Origin of the sequence: Cryptosporangium sp. NPDC051539 (assembly GCF_044454545.1) — a bacterium.
Lineage (GTDB): Bacteria > Actinomycetota > Actinomycetes > Mycobacteriales > Cryptosporangiaceae > Cryptosporangium.
Genome location: NZ_JBITDV010000016.1, coordinates 34,745 through 61,118 on the forward strand (window position 1 = coordinate 34,745; position 26,374 = coordinate 61,118).

Consider the following 26,374-nt stretch of genomic DNA (forward strand, 5'->3'; position numbering starts at 1 on the left):
GTCAGAGAATGCCGAACGACGCCGTCCTGAGCGCTATCAGTGCCACGAGGGCCACCCCGACGCCGACGAGGGCGAGCACCTGCAGCTTCGCCCGGTTGGGACCGGCCGGCAGGTAGGCCATCAGCGCACCGACGGCCGCGCCGACGACGAACCCGCCGATGTGGCCCCAGATGCTGATGTTCGCGACCACGAAGCCCAGGCTGAAGTTCAGGATGATCAGGAACACCAGCCCGCGCGGGTCGGCACGCAGCCGGCGCAGGAAGAAGAACATCGCGCCGAGCAGGCCGAAGATCGACGCCGACGCACCGGCCGACGCTTCGTTCAGCGGCGAGAACAGGTAGACGGCGACCGAGCCGCCGACGCCGGCGAACAGGTACAACGCCAGGAACCGCCCGCGGCCGAGCAGTCGCTCGCACTCGCGGCCGAGAATCCACAGGGCGTACATGTTGAAGGCCAGGTGGATCAGGCCGTAGTGCAGGAAGTCCGCGGTGAGCAGCCGCCAGAACTCACCGGACGCGATGCCGCCGGTGACGCCGCCCCCGAAGTACGAGTACGCCGGAACCGCCGCGCCCCAGTCGGTGACGCCGGTGACGCCGCCGAAGATCACGAACCGGCCCAGTTCCCGGACCGAGACCTCGCTGGTGAGTACCGCGGCGACGACCGTGAGCAGCCAGGCCGCGATGTTGATGCCGATCAGCGCCCGGGTGACCGTCCCCTGCTCGCCGGAGAGGCTCCCGCCGAACACCGTGCGGGCCGGAATCGTCGTCCGCCGGCCCTCGCGGATGCACTCCGGGCACTGGAAGCCCACCGAGGCCGGCTGCATGCAGTCGGGGCAGATCGGCCGGTCACAGCGGACGCACGTCACGTACGTGCCGCGATCGGGGTGCCGGTAACACACCGGTGTGGCGGTGGTCGACGCGCTTTCCTCGGTCACTGCCCATCCTCTGCTTGCTTCGTCTTCAAAAAACGGCGCGCCCGGGAAACTAGTTCCCGGGCGCGTCCAGTTGGCCGGTTCAGGCCGGGCGCTGCTCGATCGTGACGCTCTCGATCACCGCGTCCTGCACCGGACGGTCCTGACGACCGGTCGGCGCCTTGGCGATCGCGTCCACGACCTTCTTGCTCTCGGCGTCTGCCACCTCGCCGAAGATCGTGTGCTTCCGGTTCAGGTGCGGCGTCAGGCCCACCGTGATGAAGAACTGCGAGCCGTTCGTGCCGGGCCCGGCGTTCGCCATCGCCAGCAGGTACGGCCGGTCGAACTGCAGGTCAGGGTGGAACTCGTCGGCGAACTGGTAACCCGGACCACCGGTACCGGTACCGATCGGGTCGCCGCCCTGGATCATGAACCCGTCGATGACGCGGTGGAACACGGTGCCGTCGTAGAGCTTCCGCTGGCCACGCTCACCGGTGCGAGGGTGGGTCCAGTCGATGCTGCCTTCAGCCAGGCCCACGAAGTTGCGCACGGTCTTCGGCGCGTGGTTCGGGAACAGCTTGATCGCGATCGGCCCGAAATTCGTGTGCAGAGTGGCGTAAAGATCGTCGGCCACGGGGTAGTTCCTCTCTATCGTGTAAGCCCCATCCTGCCACGGTGGTACGAGCTTGGACCGACGTGCAGGATAGGGACATCGAGACCCACATAGAGGGGGCAAGATGGTGTTCCGTCGCAAGAAGGCCTCGACGCTTGATCAAGCGTCGGCCAAGGCCAAGGAGATCGGTGCGGAGGTCGGTGCGGGGGTAGAGCACCTTCGCAACGCCGCCGTGGCGACCGCCGGGGCGGCACGGGACGCGGTCAAGCCGGCGGTTGGTAGCGCTCGTGACGCGCTCGGGCCGAAGGTCGACGCCGCGCGGGTAGCCGTCGCCCCGAGGGTCGAGGCGGCACGGGTGGCCATGGCTCCGAAGCTGGAGCAGGCTCTGGAGACCGCCAGGGAGACCGTGGGGCCGCGGGTCGGATCGGCTCGCGACACCGTGGTCAGCACGGCGAAGCCGAAGGTGGACCAGGTTCTGGTCGCCCTCGCGCCGCTGGTCGCGGCCGCCTTGGAGGCGCAGAACACCTCCAAGAAGCAGGTCAAGAAGTCGGCCAAGAAGTTCGAGAAGCAGACTCGCGGCCAGCGCAAGGAAGCGGCCAAGCGGGCGCACGAGACCGCGCTGGCACTGCGGGGCCAGCGTCGTCGCCGGTGGCCGCTCATGCTCGGTGCGCTCGCGGCCGGTACGGCGGTCGGTGCCGCGGCGGCGCTCGCCGCCCGGCGTAACCGCCAGCCGGAGTGGGAGGAGTACGACCTGATCGAGCCCGACACCCGGAACTCGGTCAAGGCCAAGGCCGACCACGTGGCCGACCGCGTGTCGGGTGCCGCCACGTCCGCCAAGGACGCGGTGAGCAACGCGGCCGACAAGGCGGCGGACGCGGTGAAGTCGAAGGCCGACACGGCCGCCGACACCACCACGGACAAGGCGGACGACGCCGCGAACGCAGTCAAGAACACCGCGGACGCGAACACGCGCCGTCTCTGACCGGCCGCTTCCTCGAGTGGCGAGGGGCCCGCGACCAATGACGGTCGCGGGCCCCTCGCCTGCGCGAAGTCAGAGCCAGCCGGATTTCTTGAACAGTCGGTGCAGCGAGAAACAAATGATGAAGATCACCGACAGCACCATCGGATAGCCGAACCGCCAGGTCAGCTCCGGCATGTAGCGGAAGTTCATGCCATAGATGCCGGCGACGGCGGTCGGCACGATGCCGATCGCGGCCCAGGCCGAGATCTTCCGCATGTCGTTGTTCTGCTGGATCCCGGCCTGCGCCAGGCTCGCCTGCAAGATCGAGTTCAGCAGGTCGTCGAAGCTCGCGATCTGGTCGACGACCCGGCTGTGGTGGTCGGCGACGTCCCGGATGTAGCGCCGGATCTCCTGCGGGACGTTCATCACCGCGCCGCTGACCAGGCTCTCCAGCGGGCGGGCCAGCGGCAGTACGGCCCGCTTGAGCTCGACGACCTCGCGCTTGAGCTGGTAGATCCGCGGGATGTCGACGTTCGTGCTGTTGAAGACGCTCGCCTCGAGTTCGTCGATGTCGTCCTCGATCGCGTCGACGACCTCGACGTAGCGGTCGACGATCTGGTCGACGACCGCGTGGAACACCGCCCACGGCCCCTGTTTGATCAGGTCGGGACGCTGCTCGAGGTTGGCGCGCACACCGCGCAGCCGACAGGCGTCGCCGTGGCGGACGGTGATCGCGAAGCGCTCGCCGAGGAACAGCATCACGTCGCCGGTCTCCACCACCTCGCTGGTGGCGGTCAGTTCGCCGGTGCGGACGTACCGGGCGGTCTTGATGATGACGAACGAGACGTCGGCGTACCGCTCAAGCTTCGGGCGGGCGAACGCGACGATCGTGTCTTCGACCGCCAGTTCGTGCAGACCGAACGTCTTCGCGATGTCGGCGAACTCCTCGGCTGTCGCGTCGTGCATGCCGAGCCAGACGAACGCGCTGTCGTTGCGCTTCGCGGCCTCGAGCGCGGCGACGTAATCCATCCGGCCGGATTTGCGTTCGCCGTCGATGTAGAGCCCGCAGTCGACGATCGCCGAGCCGGGGGTACGGGCGGGGTGGGAATCGGGGGCGGTGGTGGGGCCACCGAGCGGCCTCGGCAGCACCTTTCCCAGGGTGCGGACCGGCGCGGCCAACGCGCGCGCCATCGGGCCCGATCGGTTTTCCGTGTTGACCATGCCGTCACCTCCCGGTGGAGAGCTACTGCCATCGTCCGCCCAACCGTCCAAGGATAGGCCGCTGTGACTCGGTACACGGCGCCAACCCGTTGAGCAACTGGATCGATCCAGTAGGCTGGTAAGCGTACGAACACACCGCAGACGACCCCGAAGGAGAGAGTGAAATGCCCGTTCTGTTGGCTCCGAGCCGACTCACGGTCGCGACGATCCGCGCCCTCGCGCGGCGCTTCGACGAGTGGACGCTGCACGCGTTCAACGCCTGACGTAGTACTGGGCGGCCAGACGTCTGACGTCTGGCCGCCCAGTGGTTTCCGGCTGCGGTCAGGCGTCCGGAGAACGTTCTTCGGACCGGGCGGCCACCGCCTTGGGCGCGTTCGGGCGCAGCGGCCGCAACCAGGACCAGAGCCCGAAGAGGGCTCCCAGCACGAACATGCCGATGCCGGTCCAGAGGTTGATCCGGATGCCGTCGGCCTTCTGCACGGCGGAGTCGGAATCGATGATTCCGAGCACGATCAGGACGACGCCGTACAGCAGGAACAGGCCGGCGATGAGCCAGCGCAGGTCGAACAGACCGCGTGACCCGGACTTCGAGTGGACTTCCTCGTCGGTTTCGGCCATGGCGAGACTCCTAACTCAGAGGAAGATGATCGACAGGACGGCCGTGATGCCCAGGGCGGTGTAGCCGAGGACCTTCGGCGACTCCCACCAGGCCCGGACGTTCTGCGCGTCGGCGGCATCCGGGTTGTCGGGGTCCGGCACGCCCCAGACCAGGCCCTTGACCTCCTCCAGCGGCTTCGGCCTGGTCACCATCGTGACGATGACCGTCACCAGGACGTCGACGACGAACGCCGCGATCGCGCCCCAGAAGTTCCGGCTCTGCACCGACTCGATGTGCACGATCGCCGGGATGCCGAGTTTCTCGTTCAGGCTGAGGTAGGCGAACACGGCCGCGGCCGTACCCGAGACCAGACCCCAGAAGCCGGCCCAGGCCGTCATGCGCTTCCAGAACACGCCCACGATGAACGTCGCGAACAGCGGGGCGTTGAAGAACGAGAACAGCGCCTGGACGTAGTTCATGATGTTCTCGAAACCGGCCGCGATGAACGCGGTGCCGATGCCGATCACGATGCCGACCACCGTGACGATCCGGCCGACCTGCAGGTAGTACCGGTCCGGCCGGTCCTTGGCGACGTAGGGCCGCCACAGGTCGTAGGTGAAGACCGTGTTGAACGAGCTCACGTTCGCCGCCATGCCGGCCATGAACGCGGCCAGCAGACCGGTCAGCGCGATGCCCAGGACGCCGTTGGGCAGGAATTTCGCCATCAGCTCCGGGATCGCGTCGTTGTAGGTCGGTCCGCCGCTCTCGCCGAGCTTGGGGATCAGGACGAGCGCGACCAGGCCGGGGATGATCGTCAGCGCCGGGATGAAGATCTTCGGGAACGCGCCGATCAGCGGGGTGCGCTGGGCGGCGGAGAGGTCCTTGGCACTCAGGGCCCGCTGCACCTCGGCGAAGTTCGTCGTCCAGTAGCCGAAGCTCAGCACGAAACCGAGGCCGAAGACGATGCCGATCCAGTCGCCGAGCGGGTTGGTGGCGTTGCCGACCGCCGTGCCGCCCCACTGGCTGAACGCCGCACCACCGATGTCGGTGTTGTTGGTGACCTTGTCCTTCAGCCCGTCCCAGCCGCCGACCGCGGACAGACCGACGATCACCAGCGGAATCAGACCGGCCAGGATCACGAAGAACTGCAGGACCTCGGTATAGATCGCGCCGGACAGGCCGCCCAGCGTGATGTAGACCAGCACGAAGCCGGCCGAGAGGAGGATCGCCACCCAGAGTGGCCAGCCGAGCAGGCTCTGGATGATCAGACCGAGCGCGTAGAGGTTGACGCCCGCGGTGAGCACCGAGGCGACCGCGAACGTGAGCGCGTTGAACGCGTGCGTCGGGCGGTTGAACCGCCGACGCAGGTATTCGGGCACGCTGTGGACGCGGGTCGAGTAGTAGAACGGCATCAGTACCAGGCCGAGGAAGATCATCGCCGGTACTGCGCCGATCCAGTAGAAGTGCACGGTGGCGATGCCGTACTCGGCGCCGTTGGCGGCCATGCCGAGGATCTCCAGCGCGCCCAGGTTGGCGGCGACGAACGCCAGCCCCGTCACCCACGCGGGCAGCGCCCGGCCGGAGAGGAAGAAGTCTTCACTGGTCGCGACCGCTCGCCGGGCGAGAAGACCGATCGCGATGACGATGGCGAAATAGATCCCGAGGATCGTGTAGTCGATGCCGTTGACGTCCAGCGTGGCTGCCAGATCGGTCGTCATACGACCCACCCCTTTCCGCTGGAGTCGGCCGGAGGGGGCCTGGAGCGGGTGCGACGGCGCGGCCCAGCGGAGGGCTTGTACCCCCTGGTATGGCTGTCGAATCCCATGGTCAGGGGATGTCGACTATGGCCTTCGAAAGGGGTGACAGCGCGTTCAGGGCGAGCTTCGTAAGCAGGGAGGCGGCGGCCATCTCGTCGAGGTCGCCCGGGAGGTAGTGGGTGGAGTTCAGCAGGCCGAAGGTGGCGTGCGCGGCGGCCCTGGCCTCCTCTTCCGACCACTCCGGCCGGACCTTCGTCAGAACCTGAACCCACTCTTCGACGTACTGACGCTGCAGTCGCCGGACCGGTTTCCTGGTTTCGGGGGGTAACCGGTCTATCTCGTGCAGGTAGAGGCTCAGCACGGCCGGGCTGCCGAACGCGAACGACACGTGGAAGTCGACCAGCGCGCGCAGGGCGGACTCGGCATCGGGACTCTTCGCGACCCGCCGGCGCCCCTCGTCGCGCAGGTGCTTGCAGATCGGGGTGAACGCGGCCGCCAGCATCGCCTCTTTACCGGCGAAGTGGTGGTAGAGCGCCGGGCCGGTCACGCCGACCGCGGACCCGATGTCGTCCATCGAGACACCGTGGTAGCCGCGGCGGGCGAACAGGTCGATCGCGATCGTCAGGATCTCGTCCCGCCGGGTGGTGCAGTTCGGGGGCATGCGCTTGTTACGAGCAGGCGCCGGACTGGCCGGCGTCGGCGGGCGGGTTCGCGGCGAGGTACGCGTCCATCGTGTCGTCGCGGAGGGCCGCGTAGAGCTGTTCGCCCTTGACCGGGTCGAGCTCGACCGAGCTGCCGGCCGGCGTCTGCAGATCGTCGGTCGTGAACGGGAGCGTGGTGCACCGCAGGTTGTTCGGCCGCAGGTTTTTCAGACCGAGCGCCAGGTCGGGAAGGTCGACGCTCTCGTCGACGGTCACCGACTCGGCGACGGTGCTCAGCAGCTTGTCGAGCTTCTGGGGGTTGGCGAACACACCCTTGGTCGTCATCTTCTTGGCGACCGCGAGCAAGACCCGCTGCTGGTTCTGCATCCGGCCGAAGTCACCACCGGGGACGGTCTTGCGCTGACGCATGAAGTCTTGCGCTCCGTCGGCGGTGAGGTAGTTGCAGCCCTTCTTCCACTTGCGCTCGGTGTGGATCGAGGACATGGAGAACGGAATGCAGACCGTGACGCCACCGACGATGCCGACGAGCTTGCGCACGCTGTTGAAGTCGAGCAGGAACGCGCCGTTGAACTCGACGCCGGTGAGCTGCTGGACGGTCTTCGCGGTCAGCGCCGCACCGCCGTGCACGAAGGCGGCGTTGATCTTGTCTTTGCCGCCCAGATACTTGCCGTCGTCGGACGCGGGGATGTCGACGTAGCTGTCACGCGGCACGGAAACGATGTATGTCTTGCTCAGCGTCTTGTCGACGTGGGCGATCATGATCGTGTCGGACCGCAGACCGTCGGTCTTGGCAAAGCTGGCGTCGGTGACCCGGTTGTCGGAGCCCAGGATCAGGAAGTTCAGCGGGCCCTCGGTGTACGAGGACTTCTTGTCCGACAGGTCACCGAGGATGTCGACCCGCTTGACCTTGCTGTTGTATCGGCTCGTCAGGCCGTAGCCAGCGGCGAGCGTGCCGCTGGCGAGAATCACCAGCACCATGCCGAAAACGATGCACGCCTTGGCCCACGGCGGCGCCTTCGGTGCGCGCGGCGCCGTGGTGGAGCGGACCGAGGCCGGACCCGGCGGTTCGGCCGGCGTGCCGGACCGGGCCTCCTTCAGGCCTACTGCCATTCCGCTCCTCAGCGTCAGTCGTACCGCCCGGGCGGTACGAGAAACAGCCAGAAGTTAGGAGCGCCGCACTCCGACGAGCGGCACTGAGTTCCGGCGGTTCAAAGCCTGATCGGGTTTTGTCGGCCAAGCCGTATACCGCGACCAGTCGACTGGGAGCATAGCCAAGGAACTGAAGAATTCGGCTGGTGAACGGAAGCTTGTGGACGGATCCGCCCGAAGGGATGAGTAGGCGATTACCCTGCGCAGCATTTTGTTACCAGGTGTAATTGACACCGGGCATTAGTGCACGTCGGCCTCGCAAATGACACAGAGCGGGAGTGATTCGCCGCGAGGAAAGACGCATTTTTCGTTATTGCAGGGATAGGAATCGCTCGACCCACCAAAGCGGGCTATTCGGGAGCAGACGATGAAGGCCCGGCGCTGTGCGCCGGGCCTTCGGGTCAGTCTTGATGGCGGGACCTAGCCCGTCTCGGTGGAGACGAGGGGAATCGAACCCCTAACCCCCGCCTTGCAAAGGCGGTGCTCTGCCAATTGAGCTACGTCCCCCAACTCGCCGCCGGCGGACCGAAGGACGCCGTCGTGGCGAGCGTTGCTGTTAGCCTCTTCAGCGGTGGTCGGGCGCCGTCGTGGCCTCGTGCCACAACTCCCGCTCGTCGCTGGCTTCCTTGAACTTCTTCGCAGCCACAACGGCGACGCCTGCGAGAACCGCAAGCACGAGCGCCTTCTTCCACATGGAGAGTGCTCCTTCCCGAAGTTATTGCCGGTTGCTGGTGGGGCTAGCTGGAATCGAACCAGCGACCTCATCGTTATCAGCGATGCGCTCTAACCGACTGAGCTATAGCCCCGGACGCGAGACAGAACGTTACCCTACCGATCTGCCCCGCCCCAAACCGCGTGCCTACTGGTTGCGCTCCGCGAGCGTCAGCTCGATGCCGCCGACCAGGTCTGCACAGACGTTGTAGATGAATGCGCCGAGCGTGGCCAGAGCCGTGAACAGAACCATGTTCACGGCGCCGAGCAGCGCGGACCCACCGATCACCATCTTCGCGGTGATCGCCAGGTCGATGCCCTGGCTACCGTCCTGCCCCGCGGTGACCGTGCTGATCGTCTCGTTGAGGCTGTCCCACACGCCGAGCGCGCCGAGCACCATGTACAGGATCGACGTGGCCACCACGGACGCGATGAAGAGCACCAGCGACACCGCGAACGAGAACTTCATCACCGACCACGGGTCGACCTTCTTGAGCTGCAGCCGGGCCCGGCGAGGGCCCCGGCTCGCGGCCGCGGAGACCGTCTGACGCGCGGACCGCACGGCGTCGCCGACCTGGACGCGCGGCGGCGCGGTGCCTGCGGCCTGACCGGGCTGGCCGACCTGACCGGGCTGGCCGACCAAGCCGGGCTGGGCGGTCTGGCCGAACTGGCCGGGCTGACCCAACTGGCCCGGCTGGGGTGCGCCGCCGGAGACCGGAGCGGTGCCCGCGGGCATCCCGACGTGCGCCGAAGCAGCCGGCGGACTACTGACGGCGTGCGGGCTACTGACGGCGTGGGCGGCCGCCGGGCTGACCGACGCGGCGCCCGAGCGGCCCGGGTCGCGGTCGAACGACGGCATCGCGGCCGTCGCCGGGGCGGGTGCGGGCGTCGGCGGCTTGACCGACGCCGTGCTGCGGGCCGAGGCGCCGGACGCACCGATCGAGCCCCCGGACGTGGGGGCTGCGGAAACCGGGGCGCCTCCGACGGCCGACTTGCCGTACGTCGTACCGGTGGCCTTGGACGCCTGACGGGCCGCCGCACCGTTCTGCGCGCCGGACGTCGGCATGGCCGACGTGGGCGCCGCCGACGACGGAGGCGCGGAGGCCGGGGTGCTCTTCGCCGCGGGCGGCTGAGCCTTGGCCGACACGGTCGTCGGCGTGGCTGCGGCCGAGCTCTTCGGCGTCGGCGGGGCCGCCTTCGCCGCACCGGCACCGGTCTGGGGAGCAGCCGGGCGGGTCGCGCCCTGCTGCGAGCCGTTGGTGCCGTTCTGAGCACCCGGGCCCGACGGCCCGCCACCCGGCTTCGGGGTGGCGGACGGGTCCGTCGTGTTGGGCTTGGGCGGCTGCGCCGGCGCGGCCGGCTTGGCCGAGGGCGCAGTGGCGCCGCTCCGGCTGGTGTCTCGGGCCGGCGTGCCCGAGCCCCCGACGGTGGCTCTCCCCACGGTGGCCTTACCCACCGCGGCGGACGCCCGGGCGGAGGCGCTCGAATTCTGAGCGCCCGGCCCGTCCGTGTTCTCGGAGTCAGTCATCAGCCGTCCTGTCCGTCAGGTTCGTCCTCGTTGCGCGCGATCGCCACCAGTGTCACCCCGGCTGGGAGCTCCATGAGCTTCACCCCCATCGTGTTCCGGTCGCGAGTGCGGCGAACTTGCCGCACCGGCGTCCGGATCACGCCTCCGTTGGACGTGATGGCGAAGAGCTCATCATCGGTGGTAACCGCAAGTGCCGCGATGAGACGTCCGCGCTTGGAGACGATCCTGGCAGTGACGACCCCCTTACCACCACGACCTTGGACCGGATACTCCTCGATCGGCGTCCGCTTGGCGAAGCCGCCCTCGGTCGCGACGAGCACGTCCATGCCTTCGCGGGCGACGTGCATCGAGAGCAATTCGTCCTCGCCGGTGAACCGCATACCGATAACGCCCGAGGTCGCGCGGCCCATCGGGCGCAGCATCTCGTCGTCGCCCTTGAAGCAGATCGCCTGGGCCTGCTTGCTGATCAGCAGCAGGTTGTCGGATTCGTTGATCAGTTCGGCGCCGACCAGTTCGTCGCCGTCGCGCAAGTTGATCGCGATGACGCCGCCCTGGCGGTTCGAGTCGAACTCGGTGAGCTTGGTCTTTTTCACCAGGCCGGTGCGGGTCGCGAGGACCAGGTACGGCGCGTCCTCGTAGGTGCGGATCTCGATGACTTCGGCGATCTGCTCGTCGGGCTGGAACGCGAGCAGGTTCGCGACGTGCTGGCCGCGGGCCGTCCGGGTCGCCTCAGGTAGCTCGTACGCCTTCACGCGGTAGACGCGGCCCTTGTTCGTGAAGAACAGGATCCAGTCGTGCGTCGAGCAGACGAAGAAGTGCGCGACGATGTCGTCCTGCTTGAGCGCGGCGCCCTGCACACCCTTGCCGCCGCGGCGCTGCGACCGGTAGAGGTCGACCTTCGTCCGCTTGGCGTAGCCGGTGCGGGTGATCGTGACGACCACCGGCTCCTCGGCGATCAGGTCTTCCATCGAGACGTCGCCGTCGAACGGCAGGATCGTCGTCCGCCGGTCGTCGCCGTACTTCTCGACGATCGCGGCCAGCTCTTCGCCGATGATCTGGCGCTGACGCTCGTCGCTGGCCAGGATCGCCTCGAGTTCGGCGATGTCGGTCATGATCTGGTTGTACTCGTCGATGATCTTCTGGCGCTCGAGAGCCGCCAGCCGGCGCAGCTGCATGTCGAGGATGGCGGTGGCCTGCAGCTCGTCGATCTCCAGGAGCTGCATCAGGCCGGTCCGCGCGACCTCGACCGTCTCGGACGCCCGGATCAGCGCGATGACCTCGTCGAGCGCGTCGAGCGCCTTGAGGTAACCACGCAAGATGTGGGCCCGCTCCTCCTTCTTGCGGAGGCGGTAGCGGGTACGACGGACGATGACCTCGATCTGGTGCGCAACGTAGTACCGCAGCATCTGGGCGATGTTCAGCGTCCGCGGGACGCCGTCGACGATCGCCAGCATGTTTACGCCGAACGAGTCCTGCAGCTGGGTGTGCTTGTACAGGTTGTTCAGCACGACCTTGGCGACCGCGTCCCGCTTGAGGACCAGCACCAGACGCTGACCGGTACGGCCGGAGGACTCGTCGCGGATGTCGGCGATGCCGGCGAGCTTGCCCTCCTTGACCAGCTCGGCGATGCGCTCGGCCAGGTTGTCGGGGTTCACCTGGTAGGGCAGCTCGGTGACGACCAGCATCTGCCGGCCCCGGCGGTCTTCCTCGACCTCGACGATCGACCGCATGCGGATCGAGCCGCGGCCGGTGCGGTACGCGTCCGCGATTCCTTCGGAGCCGACGATCAGCGCACCGGTCGGGAAGTCCGGGCCCTTGATCCGCGACATCGCCGCGACGATCGTCTCTTCCTCCGGCGCGTCCGGGTTGTCGAGACACCACTGGACGCCGGCCGAGACCTCGCGCAGGTTGTGCGGCGGGATGTTCGTCGCCATCCCGACCGCGATGCCGGCCGATCCGTTGACCAGCAGGTTCGGGAACCGAGCGGGCATGATCGCCGGCTCGGTCGCCCGCCCGTCGTAGTTCGGGTTCATATCGACGGTGTCTTCGTCGATGTCCCGAACCATTTCCATGGCCAGCGGGTCGAGGCGGCACTCGGTGTACCGCATCGCGGCGGCCGGGTCGTTGCCCGGCGAGCCGAAGTTGCCGTTGCCGTCGATCAGCGGATAGCGCAGTGACCAGGGCTGCGCCATCCGGACGAGCGTGTCGTAGATCGAGGAGTCACCGTGGGGGTGGTACTGCCCCATCACGTCGCCGACGACCCGGGAGCACTTCACGTACCCCCGGTCGGGCCGGTATCCGCCGTCGTACATGCCGTACAGGACCTTGCGGTGCACGGGCTTCAGGCCGTCCCGCACGTCCGGCAGCGCACGACCGACGATGACGCTCATCGCGTAGTCGAGGTAGCTGCGCTGCATCTCCACTTCGAGCCCGACGGGCTCGACGCGGTCGCCGGAGGGTGGCGGGGTCGTCGTCTCGGTCACGAACTGCCTTCCGGTGTGGATATCGTGCCCGCGAGCGGGATTTTTGCACGATATGCCGTTTTACGATGTGGATGAGGCTGTGAACAGTGTGGACAACTCCGGGCAGGCGTTTTTGTGGCCCCTAGCCAGCGTCTCCACTCGCCAAACGTCTAGATATCCAAGAAACGAACATCTTTCGCGTTTTGCTGGATGAACGAGCGGCGAGCTTCGACGTCTTCACCCATGAGGACGCTGAACAGGTTGTCGGCCGTTGCCGCGTCGTCGAGAGTGACCTGCAGCAGCGTGCGGGTCGCCGGGTTCATCGTGGTTTCCCAGAGCTCGGGGTAGTTCATCTCGCCGAGACCCTTGAATCGCTGGATGTCGTCCGGCTTGGCCTTGGGGTTCTTCTCCTGGCGGAGACGGATCAGGCCGTCGCGCTCACGGTCGGAGAACGCGTACTGGGCGTCGTCGCCCTTCTTGTTCCACTTGACCTTGTACAGCGGCGGCTGCGCCAGGTACACGTGACCGAGCTCGACCAGCGGCTTCATGAAGCGGAACAGCAGCGTGAGCAGCAGCGTGCGGATGTGCTGGCCGTCGACGTCGGCGTCGGCCATCAGCACGATCTTGTGGTACCGCAGCTTCTCGATGTCGAACTCGTCGTGGATACCGGTGCCCAGCGCGGTGATCAGCGACTGGACCTCGTTGTTCTTCAGCACCCGGTCGATGCGGGCCTTCTCGACGTTCAGGATCTTGCCGCGGATCGGAAGGATCGCCTGGAACCGCGGGTCTCGCCCCTGCTTGGCCGAGCCGCCGGCGGAGTCACCCTCGACGATGTAGAGCTCGCACTCGCGCGGGTCGGACGACTGGCAGTCGGACAGTTTGCCGGGCATCGCGTTCGAGTCGAGCGCGCTCTTCCGGCGGGCCAGCTTGCGGGCCTGCTGGGCGGCGATGCGCGCGCGGGAGGCCGCCGACGCCTTCGTGATGATCGCGCGCGCCTCGCTGGGGTTGCGCTCGAACCAGTCGTTGAGCCACTCGTTACAGATCTTCTGGACGAACGACTTCACCTCGGTGTTGCCGAGCTTGGTCTTCGTCTGACCCTCGAACTGCGGGTCGGCGATCTTGACGCTGATGATCGCGGCCAGGCCTTCGCGGATGTCGTCGCCGGTGAGGTTGTCGTCGTTGCCGCGGAGAAGCTTCTTCTCCTTGGCGTACCGGTTGACGATGCTGGTCAGCGACGTGCGGAAACCCTCGTCGTGGGTGCCGCCCTCGTGCGTGTTGATCGTGTTCGCGAACGAGTGGATCGACTCGCGGTAGCTCTCGTTCCACTGCATCGCGACCTCGACCGACAGGTTCGGACCCTCGCCGGCGAACTCGATGACGCTCTTGTGGATCGGCGTGTTCTTCTCGTTGAGGAACCGCACGTAGTCGGCGATGCCGCCCTTGTACTGGTAGTTGTACTCGCGCGGCTTGTCACCACGATCGCCGTCGGGGTCGCGCTCGTCGCGCAGGACCAGCGTCAGGCCCCGGTTGAGGAACGCCATCTCCTGCATGCGACGGCGGATCGTCTCGAGGTTGTAGACCGTGGTCTCGAAGATCGTCGGGTCGGCCCAGAACGTGATCGCGGTGCCGTGCTCGCTGGTGGCGTTGCGCCTCTCGAGCTTCGCGGCCGGCTGCGTGTTCGCGTAGGGCTGGTACCAGACGTAGCCGTCGGTCTTGATCTCGACCTCGAGCCGGTGCGAGAGCGCGTTGACGACCGAGACGCCGACGCCGTGCAGACCACCGGAGACCGCGTAGGACTTGCCGTCGAACTTGCCGCCCGCGTGCAGCACGGTGAGGACGACCTCGACGGCCGGGCGCTTCTCGACCGGGTGCATGCCCACCGGGATGCCACGCCCGTTGTCGACCACTCGGACGCCACCGTCGTCGAGCAGCGTCACCTCGACGGTGTCGCAGTAGCCGGCGAGTGCCTCGTCGACCGCGTTGTCCACCACCTCCCACACCATGTGGTGCAGGCCGCGCTCACCGGTGGAGCCGATGTACATACCTGGACGCTTGCGAACTGCTTCGAGGCCTTCGAGGACGGTGATGGAGTTGGCGTCGTAGCCGGACTTCTTCTTTTCTGACACGGACGGGCCTCGGCTGCTCTCTCCACCGGCGGTCCGGCGGCGTCGGGCGCGCACGCAGAGCATCACGCGCGCGGGTACGGCTTCAGTCTAGCCGTGTCGTCCGACAGGAAGTTGCAGCGGCGCGGCCTGTGGACGAGCTGACGCGCTCGAACCCCCTCCGCGTGGGTACCTACCGGGGCTACGTGCCGACTTCGTACGACCGATTTCCCGGCGCGAATCGTGCCGCTGTGGTAGTCGGATAACGACCGTACCGTGGCCGGGCCACCGAGCCGGACTCGTGGGGCTCCGGGGGCATTTCGCGCGTCGGGTAACTGGACCTCCGGTCGGCCTTCAGCCCGGGGCGCGCCGGGTCGGACGCCGAGGGCGGGGCGTCGGTCGTGGAGCCGGCCGGCTCGTAGTCTTCGGCCGGCTGGGGTTCACCGGTGCGAGCGCCCGACATGCCGGTCGCCAGCCGGGACGCGAACATGCTCAGCAGCTCGGCGGTCTCGCCCAGTGAGCCGACGACGTCCTTGGCCGACTTCGACGCGTCGGACAGCTGGGTGGAGACGTCGGCCGGGACGGCTTCCTTGCGCCCGTCGTCGTACTCGATCTCCAGGTGCCGGACGGCGCCGGCCGCGGTGGCGAGCTTCTGTGAGGCGCCGACCAGCGGACCGCGTTGCTGACGTACCTGCTCGGCGAGGAACCGCAGCTGGCTCGCGAGCCGCTCCAGCTCAGAAGCCATCGGGCCGCCTCCAGGAACCGTTGGTACTGGTGCGCGTGCTCTCCGTATTCATTCTTCCACTGTTCGGAGGATCGGACAGGTGTATGGCGGAACCGAATCAGGTCCTGCCCACGAACCGCCGACCTTCGGCGACCGCGTTGTGCATCGCGGCGAGCGAGCGCTCGATCTCTCCGAGGTTCATCTGGAGCTGGCCGAGGATCCGCTGGTCGTCACGGGACGCGCTACCACCGATCGCGGACTCGACCTGTGCGATCGCTTCCTCGATCCGCTGCTTGAGCCGGCCGAGATTGGTGGATTGCCGCTCGACCTCGTGCAGCTGAGTGCGGAGCAGCCCTTTTACGGCGTCCGGAGTGGCCACGGCGGATCACTTTAGCGGTCCCGCGAGCGTCCGAGTTCGACGGTGAAGCGAACGGGAACGCTGTGCCAACTGAGTCGTCCGATACATAGTCGATCCACATTGATCGATGTAGATCCTGCTGTATCCACATATCCACAGGTGCCCTGTGGATAACTTCGATAGGTGCATCGAGGTTGATATATGTTTATCAACATTAATCGACATTGAGGGCGAATGTATAGGCGGCGGTAACTCGTGTGAGTCGGGTGACCTGTGACGATGGGGGTATGTCGCCTGACGTGCAGATCATTGGCGCCGGGATCGCGGGGCTCGCGTGTGCGCGCGCCCTGGCGAGCGCCGGCCACGAGGTTGTTGTCCGGGAACGGGGGGCCGCGATCGGCGGCCGGTTGGCGACGCGGGAACTGGACGGCCGTCCGGTGGACCTCGGCGCGTCGTACCTGACCTGTCGGGACGAAGCGTTCCGCACGCTGGTCGACGACTGGGTGCGCCGTGGTCTCGCCCACCCCTGGACCAGCTCGTTCGCCGTCCACAACCGGCTCGGGCTCAGCCGCAGCGAGGACGGACCGATGCGTTACGGCGCCGGCCGGGGGCTGGCCGCGCTGGTCGAGGACCTGGCCACGGGTATCCCGGTCCGCCTGGGCGACCCGGTCACCGACGTCGGGCCCGGCCCGGTGGTCGACGGGGTCGAGGTCGACGCGGTCGTGCTCGCGATGCCCGATCCGGAGGCACACCAGCTGCTCGACCCGGCCTGCGAGGCCGAGCGGGCGGCGGTGAGTTCGGCCTGGTCACCGGTGATCGCAGTGGCTGCGGCCTGGTCGCGTCGCCGGTGGGACGTCGAGGGGGTGTTCGTGCACGACGACCCGGTTCTGGACTGGATCGCCGACGACGGCCGCCGACGCGCCGACTCCGCGCCGGTCCTGGTCGCGCACAGCACGACCGGGTACGCGTCGGAGCACCTGGACGAGGTCGACAAGAACCCGGAGGAGGTCGTCCACCAGGTCGTCGACGCGGTCCGGGCGATCCTCGACGTCGACGAGCCGCCGCGCTGGACGTACGCGCAGGCCTGGCCGTATGCGAAGCCACTCGCTCCGCGGGCGTCGCCGTTCTTCCTGGGCGACGGCGGAATCGCGATCTGCGGTGACGCGTGGGGCTCCCCGCGCGTCGAGAACGCCTGGCTCTCGGGCCACAAGCTCGGCACGGAGCTCGCCCGCCGCCTGGCCTGACCCTCTCTGATGTGGGTCGATCGATATTGATCCACATATCCACAAGACACCTGTGGATACCGTCAGCCCGCTAGGACGCGGCCTCGATACATTGATCAATGTGGCCGAGTCCGGGCGAGACGGGAGGTGAGGGATGACTGGTGAAGTCCCCTTGCTTTCCACCGCCGAGGCGGCCGCGCGTCTCGGCGTCAAACCCTCGACGCTCTACGCGTACGTGAGCCGCGGCCTGATCTCACGGATTCGCGGGGCCGACGGGCGGGCCAGCTTCTTCGATGCGGACGAGCTCGACCTGATGGCCCAGCAGCCGCGCAGCCCCATCGCGGTTTCCGGTACCGGGTTGTCGATCCCGTTCACGGTCAGCGAGATCCGCGAGCAGCGTCTCTGGTACCGGGGCCTGGACGCGTGCGTGATGGCCCGTACGGAGTCGTTCGAGGCGGTCGCCGTCTGGCTGTGGACCGAAGGGCGCCTCGCGCTGTCGTTCGCCTGCCCGCCGGAGTTCCTTCCCCCGGCGCGGGCCGCGGCCGCCGCGCTGCCGCCGACGGTCCGGCTGCTCGATCGCCTCCGCGCGATCGTGTCGGCCGTCGGTGCCGTCGATCCGCTCCGTGCCGATCTTCGTCCCGACGCGGTCCATGTCACCGCTGCCGCGCTGATCGGCGCCATGATCGAAGGCCTGCCCGGCGTGGGCGATCGGCCCGACGGTGCCGGCGTGCCCGGCGGTGCCGGCGTGCCCGGCGGTGCCGGCGTGCCCGGCGGTGCCGGCGTGCCCGGCGTGGGCGAGCGGGCAGACGTGGGCGGTTCGGTGGCCTGGCGGCTGTGGGTGGCGCTCACCGGCAGGGAGCCGGAGCCGGGCCAGGTGGCGGCACTCGAGACGGCGCTGGGGTTGCTGGCCGATCACGGGGTGACGGCGTCCACGGTGGCGGCGCGGGTCGCGGCTTCGGCCCGGGCCCATCCGTACGCAGCAGTCGGCGCGGCCCTGGCCACGCTCGACGGACCGGTCGAGAGCGGCAGCAGCTCGCTCGTGCACCGCACGCTCGTCGAGGCCGCGCGCGACGGCAGCGTCGCGGTGGTCGGACGCGTGCTCGACCAGTCGAACCACCTGCCGGGGTTCGGTCACCCGCTCTACCCCGACGGTGATCCACGCGGCCGCACGCTCATCGACGTGCTCGCGGCCGACCCACCGCACAAGGGGCGCTGGGAGGCCGTCGAGCAGTTCATGGCCACCGGCCGCCGCGGGCGCCCGCTCGACCCGACGGTCGACTTCGGGCTGGGGGCACTCACGTTCACCGCCGGGATGCCTTCCGATGCCGGCCTGGCCATCCTCGCCGTCGCGCGCTGCGCCGGTTGGGTCGCGCACACGCTGGAGGAGTACACCCACGAACTGGACCGCTTCCGCCCCTCGGATCCGGCCCGCCGACGCACCGCCCGCCCGTAGGACGCTCGGCCCTGACGCGCCTCGGCGACGGGGTCGGGTTCTGGGCTGGGCCGGAGTCGGGCCGGACGCCGGACGGGCGGCAGACGGGCGCCGGACCCGGGGGCCGGGCGGAGGTCGTGCGGCCCGAAGGCCGGGCTGCCGGGACCTAGGACCCAGGAGCCGAGGCCGGGACCCAGGAGCCGCCCCCGTTGGGCGAGCGCCCCCGCCCCCGTTTAGTGCGCCCCGCCCCCGTTCGGCAAGCCCCGCCCCGTCGGCACGCGGCGCTCGCGGTGGGCATTCAGCACGCGGCGCTCGCTGTGGGCGTTTGGCGGGCAGCGCGGGCGTTCGGCGAGCGGCGCTGGCGGTGGGCGAGCAACGCTCTCGCGGTGGGCGAGCGGCTGGTGCTCAGCCGTACGTGTCGCGGGGTCCGCGGCCGCGGACGGAGATCGGGCCCCGTTTCCAGCTCGGTGCCGCCGGTCCGTGTACCCGAATCTTGCGGACGACATTGGGGCCGATCTCGGAGGAGAGCAGGCCGAGGATCTTCGTGGACAGCAGCCTCAGTTGAGTGGCCCACGCGGTCGATTCGGCCTGCAGAGTCAGCTCCCCGTCTTTGAGCTGCACCGGACGCGACTTCGAGGCGATCTCGGGGCCGACCAGGCTCGGCCAGTCGCCCAGTACGCGTGCTTCGGCGGTTGCGCGGTCCCAGCCGCGGTCGGCGACCATGCGACTCACCAGGCGTCCGAGCGGCTGCGGGTCGCGCGGGTCGGGGCCTGCGCTGCTCCAGCGGCGCCGCTTCGGGCTCTGTCCGTCGCCGGCCTGGCGCGGTTTCGGCCCGCCCGGTTTGGTCGTGTAGGTGCGCCCGGCCGCGCGGGCGGCGTCCAGGGCGGCTCGCGCGAGCTGGGCTCCGCCCAGCGGCTTCCCGCCCTTCCCACCCTCGCCGGCGGCTCCGCCGCTCGACGCCCCTCCGGCCTGCGCCCCATCTGTAGGCGCTCCGCCCCTCGGCGCCCCGCTGCTCGGCGCCCCGTTGCTGGACGCCCCGCCGCTCGCAGGCGCCCCGCTCGCAGGCGCCCCGCCTGACGGCGCCCCACTGCTCGACGCCCCTCCGGCAGGCGCCCCATCCGTCCGCGCCCCGCGAGTCGACGCCCCGCGGGTCGACGCACCTCCGGTAGGTCGCCGGGCTTGAGGAGACCCGTTGGGTGGGGGTTGGTCGGATACACCGTTTCCCGTGAAACGGTCGGCGGGCGGACCGGCGCTCGACGCAGCGGTGGTCGGGTGGCCGTCGCCCCGGGCGGTGGGCTTCCCGCCCACGGCATCGGGGTGCATGGCGTCAAAAAAATCATCGGTCACGAGTGACCTCCCCCGCCGCGACATCAAAACGTGCGCCCTGCAGTGCCTGCGGAACATCCGCGGCGACAGCCGCGGTCACCAGTACCTGGGAAGCATCGTGCACCAGACCGGCCAGCCGGTCTCGACGTTGGGAATCCAGCTCGGCGAAGACGTCGTCGAGGATCAGCACGGGCTCGCCCCCGTCTTCGGTGAGCAGGTCGTAGCAGCCGAGGCGGAGCGCGAGCGCGTACGACCAGCCTTCGCCGTGGCTGGCGTAACCCTTCGCAGGCAGGTCGCCGAGCCAGAGCACGACGTCGTCGCGGTGCGGGCCGACCAGCGTGATGCCGCGCTCGATCTCCTGGCTGCGGGACGCGGCGAGCGCCTCGAGGATGCGCTGGGTGAGCTCGGGGCCGTCGACGTTGAGCTCCGGACGGTCGGCGACCGGCTCGGGGTTGTCGGTGGACGCGTCGCCGTGCGTGGACGACCGGTAGGCGAGCCGGGTGCGGCCCTTACCGGCGCTGACCGCGTCGTAGGCCTTGGCGACGTACGGCTCCAGGGCAGCGAGCACCTCGAGGCGGGCAGCCAGCAACTCGGCACCGTGCGCGGCCAGGTGGCCGTCCCAGACCTCGAGCGTCCGCAGGTCGCCCGCGCCCTTGGCCGCCCGGCGCGCGGACGCCGCGGTGCGCAGGAGCGCGTTGCGCTGCTTGAGCACGCGGTCGTAGTCGGCGCGGACCCCGGCGAAGCGGGGAGACCGGGCGACCAGCAGGTCGTCGATGAAGCGACGCCGCTCGGACGGGTCGCCACGGACCAGCGCGAGGTCTTCGGGAGCGAACATCACGGTCCGCAGAGCGCCGAGGACGTCACGCGGACGGGTCACCGGCGAACGGTTGAGCCGGGCGCGATTCGCCTTGCCGGGCACGATCTCGATCTCGACGAGCAACTCGCGGGCATCCCGGACGACCGCCGCGCGGATCACCGCGCGCGAGGCACCGGCCCGGACCAGCGGGGCGTCGGTGGCGACCCGGTGGCTGTCGAGCGTGGCGACGTAGCCGACGGCCTCGACCAGGTTGGTCTTGCCCTGGCCGTTGGGGCCGACGAGCACGTTCGGGCCGGGTTCCAGGTCGACCGACACCGAGGCGTAGCTGCGGTAGTCGACCAGGGACAGGTGGCGGACGTGCGTGCCACCCTGCCGGTGAGGGGTCCCGGCCCGATCCGTGTCCATCTGTCCCTTAGCTGTCGATCGTGTCGCCCGGCCCACCGAGGTCGGCAGCGGTCGCGACCTGGCCCACCTTCGTGGTGGCGTGACCACCGAACTGGTTGCGGAGCGCGGCGACGGCCTTCATCGCCGGCGAGTCTTCCTGACGGGAGCTGAACCGGGCGAACAGCGCGGCGGCGAGCACCGGCACCGGGACGGCGTGGTTGATCGCCTCCTCGATGGTCCAGCGGCCCTCGCCGGAGTCGTTGACGTAGCCCTTGATGTCGGCGAGGTCCGGGTCTTCCTGCAGCGCGTTGACGAGCAGGTCGAGCAGCCAGGACCGGACGACGGTGCCTTCCTGCCAGCTCTTCAGCACGCCCGGCACGTCTTGGACGACGTCGGCGGCCGTGAGCAGCTCGTAGCCCTCGGCGTAGGCCTGCATCATCCCGTACTCGATGCCGTTGTGAACCATCTTCGCGAAGTGGCCGGCCCCGACCGGGCCCGCGTGCACGTAGCCGTAGTCGCCCTCGGGCTTGAGCGCCTCGAAGAACGGCTTCACCTTCGCGATGTCTTCTTCGGAACCGCCGACCATCAGCGCGTAGCCGTTCTTCAGGCCCCAGACGCCGCCGGACACGCCCGCGTCGACGTAGCCGATGCCCTTCTCGGCGAGGTGATCGGCGTTGATCTTGTCGTCGGTGAAGCGGGAGTTGCCGCCGTCGACGACGACGTCGCCGGACGAGAGCAGCCCGCCCAGCTCCTTGACGGTTTCCCGGGTCGGGTCACCCGCGGGAACCATGACCCATACGACCTTCGGCGACGTCGTGAACGCGTCGACGAGCTCGGTGAGGCTGCCGACGTCGGCGATCTCGTGGTTCCGGTCGTACCCGATCACGGTGTGGCCGGCGCGGCGCAGGCGTTCGCGCATGTTGCCGCCCATTTTCCCGAGCCCGATGAGGCCGATCTCCATGCTGCTCTCCCCTGCGTTCAGCTCGCTCAGTCTCGCGTGGCGGTGCGGCTGCCGTACCCCCGCTGGGCCGCCTTTGGCCGGACACTTCCTGATCGATTCTTCCCCGTGACGGCGAGGGGGATGTCAACCGGGCTCCGGCTATTCGTCGACGGGCCGGAGAAGAGCGCGTGACCGGGCCGCTCACCAGCTTGTTTACTGAGAGACGCGAACCGGCATCAGCAGGTAGCGGTAGGCGCTCTCGTTCACCGGCTTGGACTCGGCGTCGGCCACCTCGCCGGTCAGCACCGCGGGCTTGAGCGGGGTGGTGCAGGAGAGCACGGCCACCTCGGTACCCAGTGCGTTCAGACCGTCGAGCAGGAACTGCGGGTTGAACGCGATCTCGATGTCGTCACCGTCGAACACCGCGTCGGTGGACTCCGAAGCGCGGGCGTCTTCGGTGCCGCCCGCCTCGACCGTGAGCATTCCGCTGGTGAACGCCAGGCGGACCGGGGTGTTCCGCTCGGCGACGAGCGAGACGCGCTTGACGACCTCGATCATCGTCGCGGTCGGCACCTTCGCCTGGATCGCGTGGCTGTCGGGGAACAGCGAGCGGACGGGCGGGAACTGACCGTCGAGGAGACGCGTGGTCGTGCGGCGGCCGGCGCCGGAGAAACCGATGAGGCCTTCGCCGGTGGCGCCCTGGCTCAACGCCAGGGTGACCTCTGTGCCGGACGACATGGCCCGGGCGGTGTCGGACAGTGTGCGGGCCGGAACTAGGGCGTTCTGGCTCACGTCAGCGGCCCCGGGACGCCACGTGAGCTCACGCACGGCCAGCCGGTAGCGGTCGGTGGCGAGCAGCGTCAGCCGATCGCCTTCGAACTCGAGCCGGACGCCGGTGAGGACCGGGAGCGTGTCGTCCTTGCCGGAGGCGACGACGACCTGGGCGACGGCGGTGGCGAACTCGTCGGCATCGACGGCGCCGGCGACCGTCGGCATCTCGGGCAGCGTCGGGTAGTCCTCCACCGGCATCGTCGGCAGCGTGAAGCGGGCGGTGCCGCAGACGATCTCGGCGCGCGCCTCGTCGGCGTCGACCTCGACCGGGTGGTTCGGAAGCGCCCGGGTGATCTCGGCCAGCAGACGGCCGGAGACGAGGACCCGGCCGGGCGTGTCGGTCTGTACGTCGACGCCCATCTGACTGGAGACCTCGTAGTCGAAGCCGGAGACCGTCAGCCGGTCGTTGTCGGTTTCGAGCAGGACCCCGGCCAGAACCGGCACCGGCGGCCGGGCCGGGAGGCTCTTGGCCGTCCACGCGACGGCGTCGGCAAGCGATTCACGCTCGACCCGGAACTTCATTACTTGCCTCCATCACGCCGTTCTGGGGAAGCCGACCGTACCCCGAGGGTGCGACGAAAGTGTGCGCCGGGCGTGCGGTCCTCCTCTTCGTCGAAGAAAAGTCTTCGGACCCGCCTCGGCACGTTTTCCCCACAGTCCCCAGCACCGAAGAGCACTTCAGATCTCTCTAGATAACTGATTCGTAGTCGTCGTAGGTGTTGTGGATTCTGTGGAAATCAGGCGTCTGCGCAGCGTGCGCGTCGAGTCGGGGTGTGGACAGCCGGTGGGGACGCTGGGGATGACGAGACGCTTGTTGTGGAAGCCGTTTGGTTGTCCACTCTTGTCCACACGCAACCCACAGCTGACCACACAGTTTTCACACAAGCAGCGCGCCTTTCCACAGAGTTATCCCCAGCCTGTGCATGAGCGCTGGTGAAACGGTGGACAGTCCTGGGGGCAGTGCGGTGGATGGACGATGTGTTGGGTGCCCTAGCCAGGAACAACACTCATACACACGTGTGGAAGACGGCGTCCACACCGTGTGGATGGAGGGGTGTGGACGGGTCAGATGACGAAGGCCCCTCAGCCATCGGCTGAGGGGCCTCGAACGGGACGAATCCCTACTGCTGCTGAGCCCGTTGCTTGATGCGGTTGGTCAGCTCGGCGATCTGGTTGTAGAGCGATCGGCGCTCGGCCATCATCTGGCGGATCTTGCGGTCGGCGTGCATGACCGTGGTGTGGTCGCGGCCGCCGAAGGCCTGGCCGATGCGGGGCAGCGAGAGGTCGGTCAGCTCCCGGCAGAGGTACATCGCGACCTGGCGGGCGTTGACCAGTACCCGGGACCGGGACGAGCCGCAGAGGTCGTCCATCGAGACGCTGAAGTACTCCGCGGTGGCGGCCATGATCGTCGCCGAGGTGATCTCGGGGCCGCCCCCCTCGGGGATCAGGTCCTTGAGCACGACCTCGGCCAGGCCGAGATCGACCGGCTGCCGGTTCAGGCTCGCGAACGCGGTCACCCGGATCAGCGCGCCCTCGAGCTCGCGGATGTTGGACTGGATCTTGCTGGCGATGAACTCCAGCACCTCCGGCGGCGCGGCCAGCCGCTCCTGCGCGGCCTTCTTCCGGAGGATCGCGATCCGGGTCTCGAGGTCGGGCGGCTGGATGTCGGTGAGCAGGCCCCACTCGAACCGCGTCCGCAGCCGCTCCTCGAGCGTCGAGAGCTGTTTGGGCGAACGGTCGGAGCTGATGACGATCTGCTTGTTCGCGTTGTGCAGCGTGTTGAACGTGTGGAAGAACTCCTCCTGCGTCCGCTCGCGGCTCTCCAAGAACTGGATGTCGTCGACCAGCAGGATGTCGACGTCGCGGTAGCGGCGCTGGAACGCCTGGGTCTTGTCGTCCCGCAGCGAGTTGATGAAGTCGTTCGTGAACTCTTCGGTCGAGACGTAGCGCACGGCCCTGGCGTTGCCGAGCGACTGCGCGTAGTGCCCGATCGCGTGCAGCAGGTGCGTCTTGCCCAACCCGGAGCCGCCGTAGACGAACAGCGGGTTGTAGGCCTTGGCCGGTGCCTCGGCGACCGCGACGGCGGCCGCGTGCGCGAACCGGTTCGACGAGCCGATGACGAACGTGTCGAACGTGTACTTCGGGTTCAGCCGGGCCGGCTCGGTCGGGCGCGGGGTCTCGCCGCGCCGGATGCCGCGGTTGGCCGGCTCGACCGGCGGCTCCTGGCCGAAGGGCGGCGAGTGGTGCCGGCCCCGGTTGTCGTAGGCCGGTGGGTAGGCGGTGCCGTCGTAGGGCTCGAAGCCGCCGGGCCGGGCCGCGCCGTACGGACCGGTTGCGCGGTACGCGGGCTGTTCGGGGTAGGCGGGCGGGGCGAACCCGGACACGCCCGCGCTGCCGCCGATGTTCGCGGCGCCGCCGGGAGCCGGGGAGATCGGCTCGGGCGTCGGGACGGGTGAACCCGGGCCCGGGTTCGCGCCCGGGCCGACCGTCGGCGCGCCGGCGTCGGTCGGCTCCCGGGGGGCGTCCTTGTCGGTCGCGGCGGCGGCGTGGCGGCCCCGGATGCGGTCGGAGGCCGGCGCCTCGAGCGGATTGCTGGTCGGCGCCGCCGCGTCGGCGGTGGCGCCGTACGCGGCGGGCGGTGCGCTGTCGCCGTACGGGCGGTACGGGTAGCCGGCGGGTGGCTGCGCCGGACGCTCGGCCGCAGCGGCGGCGCCACCGCGGTAGTCGCGGTACTCGGGTTCGGGCGGCGTCCGGTCGAAGGGCGCGGCGGCGTCGGCAGCCGCGGTGCCTTCGTCGTAGCGGCCGGGCGCGTAGGCCTCCGGACGCCAGTTGTCGACCGGAGGCAGATCGAGGACGTGGAGCTCCATCGTCTGCTGTTCGACCGGAACCCGTACCGTCACGGCGACGTTCACCGTGCGGCCGAGCTGGCGCGAGATCGCGTCGGTGATTACTCCGCGTAGCCGACTTTCGAAGGCGTCCTTGGCGAACTGGTTGGGCGCGGCGAGAAGCGCCGTGTCTTCCACCAGCGCGAGCGGCCGGGTCAACCGGAGCCACGCGCGCTGCTGGGGACTGAGGTCCTGGTCGGCCAGGCTTTCCGTGGCCGCAGACCAGATGCCTTCGAGATTGACGCTCTCGTCGGTCACCATTCCCCCTGGTAGATAGCGTCTCACTCGGGCAGCCGATGCACTGTCCACACCGGTTTCCACACCCTGTGTATAGTGCGCGGACCCCGATCTGAACCGGACATTTGGTGCCCCGGCGCCGACGGCGTGTCGGGTGGCCGCTCCCTGAAGGGCTCACCAGGCCGAACGCCCCCGACTGCTCTGACGGGGATTTCGACAAGAATCAACCAGGACCGGCAAACGGGCAGGCTAACAGCGTCTCTGAGCACGCAACAAGGCGTTGTCCACAGGCTGCGCCGACCCGTTGTCCCGTCCAGGGCCGTGGCCTGCGGGCATACCTGTTGTGCCAGATTGAGATCGGGACCCGAGAGCGCGCCGAGACCGACGCGAAGGGGTGAGCCACCGTCACGGACTGTGGAGGACGGTGACTGCATTTGCTGGCCCTGTCCTGGCTCACGTACGCTGAAACCATCTATGGCTATGCCGTACCTATCGGTGCGGAGATCACGACGTAGCCGAGCCGCCCGCAGTCCGACCCAGTTA

At 68.7% G+C, this 26,374-nt stretch carries 21 protein-coding genes and 2 tRNA genes; 3 read left to right on the plus strand and 20 right to left on the minus strand.

Annotated features, from left to right (window positions below):
* Position 1: 1 nt before the first annotated feature.
* Both ACIBZJ_RS38000 and ACIBZJ_RS38005 read right to left on the minus strand, forming a co-directional pair.
* Entirely contained in the window at positions 2-934 is a 933-nt protein-coding gene (locus tag ACIBZJ_RS38000; RefSeq protein ID WP_395938478.1) for a rhomboid family intramembrane serine protease, read from the minus strand.
* 79 nt (positions 935-1,013) lie between these two features.
* Positions 1,014-1,544 (minus strand): peptidylprolyl isomerase, encoded by a 531-nt coding sequence (locus ACIBZJ_RS38005; RefSeq protein ID WP_395938479.1) that lies wholly within the window; start codon positions 1,542-1,544, stop codon positions 1,014-1,016.
* Between the two features lie 103 nt (positions 1,545-1,647).
* On the opposite strand from ACIBZJ_RS38005, the gene ACIBZJ_RS38010 reads away from it, so the two are divergent.
* Complete coding sequence (locus ACIBZJ_RS38010) at positions 1,648-2,505, plus strand: hypothetical protein (protein ID WP_395938480.1); 858 nt, start codon at positions 1,648-1,650, stop codon at positions 2,503-2,505.
* Between the two features lie 69 nt (positions 2,506-2,574).
* Here ACIBZJ_RS38010 and corA read toward each other — a convergent pair whose 3' ends face one another.
* The 13 genes from corA to ACIBZJ_RS38075 form a co-directional block, all read right to left on the minus strand.
* Entirely contained in the window at positions 2,575-3,705 is a 1,131-nt protein-coding gene (gene corA / locus ACIBZJ_RS38015) for a magnesium/cobalt transporter CorA (RefSeq protein WP_395938481.1), read from the minus strand.
* A 321-nt stretch (positions 3,706-4,026) separates the two neighbouring features.
* Complete coding sequence (locus tag ACIBZJ_RS38020; RefSeq protein ID WP_395938482.1) at positions 4,027-4,323, minus strand: hypothetical protein; 297 nt, start codon at positions 4,321-4,323, stop codon at positions 4,027-4,029.
* A gap of 15 nt (positions 4,324-4,338) precedes the next feature.
* Entirely contained in the window at positions 4,339-6,021 is a 1,683-nt protein-coding gene (locus ACIBZJ_RS38025) for a sodium:solute symporter family protein (RefSeq protein WP_395938483.1), read from the minus strand.
* A 109-nt stretch (positions 6,022-6,130) separates the two neighbouring features.
* On the minus strand, positions 6,131-6,721 hold the full coding sequence (locus ACIBZJ_RS38030) for a TetR/AcrR family transcriptional regulator (protein ID WP_395938484.1): 591 nt from the start codon (positions 6,719-6,721) through the stop codon (positions 6,131-6,133).
* A 7-nt stretch (positions 6,722-6,728) separates the two neighbouring features.
* Positions 6,729-7,832 carry an LCP family protein gene (locus ACIBZJ_RS38035; RefSeq protein WP_395938485.1) on the minus strand — a complete coding sequence of 368 codons (1,104 nt, stop codon included), beginning with the start codon at positions 7,830-7,832 and terminating at the stop codon, positions 6,729-6,731.
* A gap of 473 nt (positions 7,833-8,305) precedes the next feature.
* Positions 8,306-8,378 (minus strand) — tRNA-Ala (locus ACIBZJ_RS38040).
* Between the two features lie 58 nt (positions 8,379-8,436).
* On the minus strand, positions 8,437-8,565 hold the full coding sequence (locus ACIBZJ_RS38045) for a DLW-39 family protein (RefSeq protein WP_395938486.1): 129 nt from the start codon (positions 8,563-8,565) through the stop codon (positions 8,437-8,439).
* Positions 8,566-8,600: 35 nt separating this feature from the next.
* Positions 8,601-8,677, minus strand: a tRNA-Ile gene (locus ACIBZJ_RS38050).
* A gap of 53 nt (positions 8,678-8,730) precedes the next feature.
* A complete protein-coding gene (locus tag ACIBZJ_RS38055; protein WP_395938487.1) occupies positions 8,731-10,110 on the minus strand; it encodes a DUF3566 domain-containing protein in 1,380 nt (459 codons plus the stop codon).
* Positions 10,110-12,593 (minus strand): DNA gyrase subunit A, encoded by a 2,484-nt coding sequence (gene gyrA, locus ACIBZJ_RS38060; RefSeq protein WP_395938488.1) that lies wholly within the window; start codon positions 12,591-12,593, stop codon positions 10,110-10,112. The genes ACIBZJ_RS38055 and gyrA overlap by 1 nt, the downstream gene beginning before the upstream one ends.
* Before the next feature lie 149 nt (positions 12,594-12,742).
* Positions 12,743-14,761 (minus strand): DNA topoisomerase (ATP-hydrolyzing) subunit B, encoded by a 2,019-nt coding sequence (gene gyrB, locus ACIBZJ_RS38065; RefSeq protein ID WP_395938489.1) that lies wholly within the window; start codon positions 14,759-14,761, stop codon positions 12,743-12,745.
* A 115-nt stretch (positions 14,762-14,876) separates the two neighbouring features.
* A complete protein-coding gene (locus ACIBZJ_RS38070) occupies positions 14,877-15,419 on the minus strand; it encodes a hypothetical protein (protein WP_395938490.1) in 543 nt (180 codons plus the stop codon).
* Positions 15,420-15,516: 97 nt separating this feature from the next.
* The gene (locus tag ACIBZJ_RS38075) at positions 15,517-15,777 is read right to left on the minus strand and encodes a hypothetical protein (RefSeq protein ID WP_395938491.1); all 261 of its coding nucleotides are present in this window, start codon (positions 15,775-15,777) and stop codon (positions 15,517-15,519) included.
* Positions 15,778-16,043: 266 nt separating this feature from the next.
* Between ACIBZJ_RS38075 and ACIBZJ_RS38080 the strand changes: the two genes are divergently transcribed.
* Both ACIBZJ_RS38080 and ACIBZJ_RS38085 read left to right on the plus strand, forming a co-directional pair.
* Positions 16,044-17,000, plus strand: a complete 957-nt coding sequence (locus ACIBZJ_RS38080; RefSeq protein ID WP_395938492.1) for an NAD(P)/FAD-dependent oxidoreductase — start codon at positions 16,044-16,046, stop codon at positions 16,998-17,000.
* A 133-nt stretch (positions 17,001-17,133) separates the two neighbouring features.
* Complete coding sequence (locus ACIBZJ_RS38085) at positions 17,134-18,432, plus strand: citrate synthase (RefSeq protein ID WP_395938493.1); 1,299 nt, start codon at positions 17,134-17,136, stop codon at positions 18,430-18,432.
* A gap of 384 nt (positions 18,433-18,816) precedes the next feature.
* Here the strand turns inward: ACIBZJ_RS38085 and ACIBZJ_RS38090 are convergent, their stop codons facing one another.
* The 5 genes from ACIBZJ_RS38090 to dnaA form a co-directional block, all read right to left on the minus strand.
* Positions 18,817-19,323: a DUF721 domain-containing protein gene (locus ACIBZJ_RS38090; protein ID WP_395938593.1), complete on the minus strand. Its 507-nt coding sequence runs from the start codon at positions 19,321-19,323 to the stop codon at positions 18,817-18,819.
* 424 nt (positions 19,324-19,747) lie between these two features.
* Positions 19,748-20,959, minus strand: a complete 1,212-nt coding sequence (gene recF / locus ACIBZJ_RS38095) for a DNA replication/repair protein RecF (protein ID WP_395938494.1) — start codon at positions 20,957-20,959, stop codon at positions 19,748-19,750.
* Between the two features lie 7 nt (positions 20,960-20,966).
* Positions 20,967-21,899: a phosphogluconate dehydrogenase (NAD(+)-dependent, decarboxylating) gene (gene gnd, locus ACIBZJ_RS38100; RefSeq protein WP_395938495.1), complete on the minus strand. Its 933-nt coding sequence runs from the start codon at positions 21,897-21,899 to the stop codon at positions 20,967-20,969.
* A 192-nt stretch (positions 21,900-22,091) separates the two neighbouring features.
* Positions 22,092-23,231, minus strand: a complete 1,140-nt coding sequence (dnaN, locus tag ACIBZJ_RS38105) for a DNA polymerase III subunit beta (protein WP_395938496.1) — start codon at positions 23,229-23,231, stop codon at positions 22,092-22,094.
* 599 nt (positions 23,232-23,830) lie between these two features.
* Entirely contained in the window at positions 23,831-25,855 is a 2,025-nt protein-coding gene (gene dnaA / locus ACIBZJ_RS38110) for a chromosomal replication initiator protein DnaA (protein ID WP_395938497.1), read from the minus strand.
* Between the last annotated feature and the right edge of the window lie 519 nt (positions 25,856-26,374).